Here is a 7,000-nt window from a genome sequence, read left to right on the forward strand (position 1 = left end):
CCCCATCTCCCCATCTCCCCATCTTCCCCTCCTGGGAGGGGTTAGGGGTGGGTCCCCATCTCCCCATCTCCCCATCTCCCCATCTCCCCATCTCCCCATCTCCCCATCTCCCCATCTCCCCATCTCCCTATCTCCCTATCTCCCTATCCAACCAATCTACTCTCTTTGAATGCAACTCGGTATGAGATGTAAACATAGCATTGATAAAAAGAGGTAACAGAGAACAGGGAAAACTAGTAAATAGTTCCGAATAGTTTGGGATTTTATTATAAATAATCAAGATTGTTCATAACCTATTTATCCATGCTATATATAGATAGCTTATAGCAATTCTACGACTTTTGAGGTACAAATTTCTGGTTTTTAGGGAGTAGGGAGCAGGGAGCAGGGAGCAGGTAAGAGGGAAAAGGGAAGAGGGAAGAGGTAAAAAATAATGTGTACCTCATGAGTCCTAGAAACGCTATATTTATTGAAATATATCATGACATTATATTAGCATTCAATGGTCCTGAGTGTTGTTTTTCCAAAAGTGAGATGCACCCTATCAAAATTTAAAAGCTATACACAGCAATAATTTTAGGTAATTTAAGTTAACAGTTTAGCAAACAGGACAGAGCCAAAAAGTACCCTTAAGGGTACTGTTGAACCATAACTAAGCCTCCCATCATAGAAACCTGGGGGGGTGACCAAATTATCCTGATCAAAGGATAAAGTCATGAAATATTTAATGGGTAACCTTGTGATGGTGAATCCCTAGTAAACACTGAAAAGCAGACTAGGTAACATTTCCGAATAACTAGTCAAAAGCGACAGATTATTATTTTTGAGTAAAGAAAAATTATGGTAAAAATTCAAGCTGAAAGCTTTCCAAATCTAACGAATTTTGTAATTGAGAATAATAGCGATGCTGAGGGTGGTTCAGTCATCAGGATATCTGAGGATTCTGGTACTGCTACTAGAACCTTTGACCTACCTACTGGTAACTACGAAGTAAGGTTGGGCTACTTTGATGAGACTGATGGGGATAGCACCATAGATATCACTATTGGCGATACCGAATTGCCAACTTTAACTTTCAATAACCCCCCTCCTGGTGCTGGTAATACGCCTAATGCTGATAGTTTTGTCAATCAACAAATTAGCAGTACCGTATTCATCGAGAATGGAGACCTGATCACAATTAACGGTACTTCTGATGGCGGCGAATTGACCCGAATTGACTTCATTGAGTTTAATGAACTTGATGCCCCTTCTGCGGATATTTTCTGGCGTAATTCCGAAACTGGAAACAATCTTGCCTGGATCATGGATGGCACCAACTTGGGTCAGTCAAATTCGATTCAATCGGAACCAGCTGACAGTCCCTGGGAGATGCGTGGTGCTGGAGACTTCGACAGCGATGAGCAAAAGGATATTCTCTGGCGTAATACCGATACCGGAGATGTTGGCTTCTGGTTAATGGAAGGCTTTGAGTTCAAAAGCGGAGCATCTAGCACCCAGGTATCAGACCTCAACTGGGAAATCCGTGGCACGGGAGATTTCGACAGTGATGGAGAAGAAGATATTCTCTGGCGTAATACCGAAACCGGAGAAAATGCGGTTTGGTTGATGAATGGCACGGAGCTGGATCAGGGAGTCTTGATTACCAGGGAGAATGATGGTCAGAATTTGGTAGTACCAGAAGACGGTCTATGGCAAATGGAAGGTGCTGGAGATTTAGATAACGATGGTGACGCGGATATTCTGTGGCGCAATACTCAAAACCAAGATGTCTACTACTGGCGGATGGATGGTACTGAGTATGTAGAGTCAGTGTTCATTGACTCAGCACCAATCAGCGGTGAGTGGGAAATTCGTGGTACTATGGACTTTGACGATAATGGTTTTGACGATGTCCTGTTGCGTAATGGCACTACCGGACAAAATCAGATCTGGCTAATGAATCAAACGGGGCTACAGCAGGCAGTTGCCACCGAGTCCTTAACAGGGGACGACTGGCAAAGCTATGTTTAATATGCCAGTCTGGTTAATTATTCATTAGTGATTCAATAAGCAATTAGCATTCAGCAGTCAGCTGAATGCTAATGTGATCCAAAGCCCGATACTAAAGTGATTAACTGAACTTGATATTAATCGTTTCAACTACTACTTATAGCGCTACGCTTAGCGTCAGAAGTCAGAAGTCAGAAGTCAGAAGTCAGAAAACAGCTATGACTAAGTTTCGGAGTTTAGAAATGTCAAACACCTTAATGCGTAGTGCTATAACTACTACTTACCAGTAGGAAAAGCACCAGGTCGCACAGTCAATTTGGTATCTCGTTGATTGCGGCGCAACTCTAGGATTAAATCACTACCTACTTTGGTTTTAGCCACAGACTTCTGAACTTCTGTTGCATCTTTGACTGGCTGATCATTTATTTTGCGGATCACATCACCCGCACGCAATCCTGCTTTAGCAGCTGGGGAATTAGGTATTACTTTGGCAATCAATACTCCTTTTTCTTCATCAACCATCAACCCAGCATTGGGATTACTGTTGATCTGTTGTTTAACCTCTGGGGTTAAGGTTACCATCTGGATGCCCAAGTAAGGATGTTCTACTTTACCATCAACAATCAGTTGCTCAGCAATTCCTTCCACCGTATTAATGGGAACGGCAAATCCTAACCCTTGAGCACCTCGAATAATAGCTGTGTTCATGCCAATCACTTCACCAGAGGCATTGAGCAGGGGTCCACCGGAGTTACCGGGGTTAATAGCAGCGTCGGTTTGGATAAATTCCACTCGCTTATCGGGAACACCGACTTGAGAGCTAGAACGACCCGTAGCACTAATGATGCCAGTGGTTACAGTACTATCTAAACCAAGGGGATTACCAATTGCGATCGCCCATTCTCCTGGGGTAAGTTGATCGGAATCACCCAGAGCAACGGTAGGTAGGTTTTCCGCCTCAATCTGGATCACGGCTACATCTGTCAAGGGATCGCTTCCCACTACCGTCCCTTTAAATTGGCGACCATCTTTGAGGATTACATTAACACTATCCGCACTATCGACTACATGGGCATTGGTGAGAATATAACCATCGGTATCGATAATGAAACCTGAACCGGTACCCTGTTCAACTCGCTCTTGGGGTACATCGGGAAATGGGAACCTAAAAAATTCCCGGAACATTGGGTTTCTAAAAGTATCTGGGACTCTACTGGTGACGGTTCTAGAAGCGTTAATCCGCACCACTGCTGGTCCAACTTGTTCTACCACATTGGTGATAAAGTTGGGATTTTGAGTCACCACAGGTTTACTGCCTGGAAGCCTAGCTGTTTTGTTCTGAGGGACAATTGCTTGAGGGGATGTGGATTCGGGAACAGAGTTACGTAATGCTACATAACCGCCGGAAAAGCCTAACCCTGCTCCCAGTAACAACAGTGATACATAAGTTCCTGCTTTTTTTAAGGGATTACGGGTGGTGTGATTAGATTTGGGGGTTTGATGGTCTACTAGCATAAGATTCTGTTGACAAAAGGGTAGATCGACTGGGAGGCAGTGGGCTTGATATTGGTTTTGAATCAGTTCCTGAATGACTGGGCTTTGATAATTGCTGGATTTACGCACTAAGTTTATTAAAACCGGGTTTATCTTGATCAATCAAAGGCTGAAATCGGTGTAATTACGTTAAGAAACCGGGTTTCTGCGTAAGTCCTATAATTTAATCTAGACATCTTCTGTTAATTTTATGTGAGAGCAGTGTTTAACTTAGATTAAAATTATTGAGGGTTGGGACTTGAGAACAATCGGTAATAGAATTAGCTAGGGAAGCAGCCCTTTGCTTTGGGGGCTATAGCCTAGGGGCAAGCAGGGAGAAATAGTTCCTATCCAATATGATCATTAGTCTAGCGCATTCCCCTAGTAATGGAGGTTGACAATACTACCAATATGTGATGGGTTAACCGAACATCCATACACTTCTAAGATGAAATAGTGTCAGGAATCCTACCTATAGTGAGTTGGTAATGGATAATGGGTAATTGGTGATTCGCTAACTATTACTGATTACCGATTACTGATTACTTAGGAAGTGTGTTCAAGGGTAACGTCGTGTCAGTTAAATTCGGATTATGTAAGATAAACTTGTTAAATTTTTAAACCAAATATTACCATATAATAGTAGGGAAAATAAGGAATATAAAAAATAATGTTTTTTAACAAAAAATTATAATAATAAAAATTAGGTAGGTAAGGTCTACTATATATAGCATCTGTTGTTGAGCAAAAAAAACTATACCAATCCGTGTAGGAATTGTGATAATTTTTGTTACCTTTTCCCTACTCCCTACTCCCTACTCCCTACTCCCTACTCCCAGATCCGCTGTTCCCTTTGGTATATAAATTGTAAGTTAAACAGATGGTGTTAAACTATGCAGGTTCATCGACTTCCAGCCCTTTCTGACAACTATATCTTCTTATTACACGACGCCAAGGGGAATATTGCTGCTGTTGTTGATCCAGCCGAGGCTAAACCAGTGGTACAGCGTCTGACAGAACTGGATGCTGAATTAGTGGCTATTTTCAACACTCACCATCACATGGATCATGTGGGGGGAAATCGACAGTTGATGCAGCAGTTTCCAGATGTGTGTGTATATGGGGGAGCTGAAGACCGGGGTCGGATTCCTGGTCAACAGGTGTTTTTAGAAGAATGCGATCGCGTCGAGTTTGGTGATCGGATTGGTGAAGTCTTGTTCGTTCCCGGACACACCAGAGGACATATTGCCTACTACTTTCCTCCAGTAGTCCCTGGTGAAACCGGTGAACTCTTCTGTGGCGACACCCTATTTGCGGGCGGTTGTGGCAGACTATTTGAAGGAACACCAGGCCAAATGGTAGAATCCATGAGCAAGCTAAGGGATTTACCAGATAATACACGAGTATGGTGTGCTCATGAATACACCCTGAAAAATATCCAATTTGCCCTGAGTGTCGATGGTGAAAACCTGGACTTACAAGGGAGATTTGCCCAAGTCCAAGAGGCGCGTGATCGTAAAGAGGCAACGGTACCTTCCCACTTAGGGGTTGAAAAGCACACCAATCCATTTTTACGTTGGGATGAGCCTGCCCTACAGTCGGCTGCTCAAGCAAAAGAACCCGTTAAGACATTTGCACGGTTACGGGAAATGAAAGACCGATTCTAAGATTATTGATAAAGCCTTGATCAAGGGACATATTTCCTTGAGAATATGTCCCTTGATTAGTTGGACTATAATCAAGGTTGAGTTAATAAATTTAGTTAATCCAAGCAATAGAAAAAACCCATGCTTAGCGAATTGCAGCAGAGAAAATTGACCAGGTTGTTTAACCTGTACGATCAGCAAACAAACGGTGTTTTAACCCAAGCCGATTTTGAACGGATTACTGATAACCTTGCTGCGATCAGGGGTTGGACACCGGGGTCGCCATATTATGACAATCTTCTGGCTATTTACATGAGGATTTGGAATGGCGTGCAAAAATTTACCGACCAGAATCAAGACCAGCAAGTGACCTTGGATGAATGGTTGACTTATCACGAAAATGTCCTGAGTGACACCGACGGTAACGAAGCAGTAGTCAATGCTAAAGCGGCAGGGATTATTTTCCTATTAGATTCTGATAAAGACGATAAAGTTACTCTGGAAGAATACCGACAGTTTTTTAAGGCTTACGGTATTGACGACAGTCAAATTGAAGAAATTTTTGGACGCTTCGATCAGAACAATGATGGTTACATTGACAAACAAGAGATATTAGATCTAGTTACCGAATTCTATTACAGTCAAGATCCAGAGGCTCCAGGAAACTGGATTTTCGGTTCCTACTGATGATTTAGGTTTGCCTATTGGCGGATATGTTATCCCCGAAAGGGTTTAAAAAGTGTTTTAATTGACACCGAGCCCTCAGCCCTCAGCACTCAGCACTCAGCACTCAGCGCTAAGTTGCGATCGCTTACATATTGTCGTAAGATCGAATGTTTGTCGAAGCATTATCCTTCACTCTAAACTATACCCGGAATTAAACACTATGGTAAAACGTGTACAAGTCGTTTTAAGCAAAGACGTTCAGAAACTTGGAAAAGACGGTGATCTGGTAGAGGTAGCTCCCGGCTATGCTCGCAATTATCTCATTCCCCAAGGAATTGCAGTTAGGGCTACCTCTGGTGTTCTCAAGCAAGTTGAGCGGCGCAGAGAGCAAGAACGGCAGCGTATCCTCGAAATCAAGCAACAAGCTGAGTCGATGAAGACTGCTCTACAAACCATTAGCCGCTTTACTATCGCGAAGCAGTTGGGCGAAGATAATGCTATCTTCGGTACTGTTACCAGCCAAGATTTGGCAGATGCCATCCAAGAGTCTACTGGCAAAGAAATAGACCGCCGAGGTATAACTATACCTGAGATTAGTCAACTTGGTTTCTATAATGCAGAAATTAAGCTTCATCCAGAAGTTACAGCTACTGTAGAAATTCATGTTGTTCCCAAATAAGTTAATTAATAGTTTGTTTAGTTTGTTGACAGTTGACTGCATCATCCTGTCAACTGTCAATTAAATAACAGGTGCGACCCGTGATGGCGAGCAATCCCTTGACCGTAGGTCACGCGGGGCGCGTTCGCCATCACGGAAAGCGCACCTTAGGTGCTTAATTTGTTCAGATTGTATTAGTCAGCCTTTAGCTGTTCGCGTAGCGTGCGCGTAGCGCATTAGCTGACCTTTACCCTGAACTCAATAGACGACTAGTTTACTATGACTCAAAAACCAGATTTTTCAGCGTTTGGTAACTCTATACCACCCCAAAATATTGATGCCGAGGAGTCTATTATCGGAGGAATTTTATTAGACCCAGAAGCCATGGGTCGAATTGGTGATTTCCTGAATCCGAAAGCCTTCTATGTCCGGATTCACCAAACCATTTACGAAGCTGCTTTATTACTTTATAGCCAGGGGAAACCGACGGATTTGATGAGTGTTA

7 protein-coding genes are annotated in these 7,000 nt (G+C 42.9%); 6 read left to right on the forward strand and 1 reads right to left on the reverse strand.

What is annotated here, in order from left to right:
- Positions 1 to 840: 840 nt before the first annotated feature.
- Positions 841 to 2,013 carry a VCBS repeat-containing protein gene (locus F6K51_RS34520; RefSeq protein WP_293029859.1) on the forward strand — a complete coding sequence of 391 codons (1,173 nt, stop codon included), beginning with the start codon at positions 841 to 843 and terminating at the stop codon, positions 2,011 to 2,013.
- Between the two features lie 255 nt (positions 2,014 to 2,268).
- Here the strand turns inward: F6K51_RS34520 and F6K51_RS34525 are convergent, their stop codons facing one another.
- Positions 2,269 to 3,507, reverse strand: a complete 1,239-nt coding sequence (locus F6K51_RS34525; RefSeq protein WP_293029861.1) for an HhoA/HhoB/HtrA family serine endopeptidase — start codon at positions 3,505 to 3,507, stop codon at positions 2,269 to 2,271.
- 755 nt (positions 3,508 to 4,262) lie between these two features.
- On the opposite strand from F6K51_RS34525, the gene F6K51_RS34530 reads away from it, so the two are divergent.
- The 5 genes from F6K51_RS34530 to F6K51_RS34550 all read left to right on the forward strand — a co-directional run.
- Positions 4,263 to 4,415, forward strand: coding sequence for a hypothetical protein (locus F6K51_RS34530; RefSeq protein WP_293029863.1), 153 nt, complete (start codon positions 4,263 to 4,265; stop codon positions 4,413 to 4,415).
- A gap of 3 nt (positions 4,416 to 4,418) precedes the next feature.
- Positions 4,419 to 5,192: a hydroxyacylglutathione hydrolase gene (gene gloB, locus F6K51_RS34535; RefSeq protein ID WP_293029866.1), complete on the forward strand. Its 774-nt coding sequence runs from the start codon at positions 4,419 to 4,421 to the stop codon at positions 5,190 to 5,192.
- Between the two features lie 120 nt (positions 5,193 to 5,312).
- Positions 5,313 to 5,858: an EF-hand domain-containing protein gene (locus F6K51_RS34540; RefSeq protein WP_293029869.1), complete on the forward strand. Its 546-nt coding sequence runs from the start codon at positions 5,313 to 5,315 to the stop codon at positions 5,856 to 5,858.
- Between the two features lie 199 nt (positions 5,859 to 6,057).
- A complete protein-coding gene (gene rplI, locus F6K51_RS34545; RefSeq protein WP_293029872.1) occupies positions 6,058 to 6,516 on the forward strand; it encodes a 50S ribosomal protein L9 in 459 nt (152 codons plus the stop codon).
- Between the two features lie 258 nt (positions 6,517 to 6,774).
- A partial coding sequence (locus F6K51_RS34550; RefSeq protein WP_293029875.1) for a DnaB-like helicase N-terminal domain-containing protein occupies positions 6,775 to 7,000 on the forward strand: 226 nt, incomplete at its 3' end.

The sequence above is a fragment of the Moorena sp. SIO3I8 genome (genome assembly GCF_010692325.1).
GTDB lineage: Bacteria > Cyanobacteriota > Cyanobacteriia > Cyanobacteriales > Coleofasciculaceae > Moorena.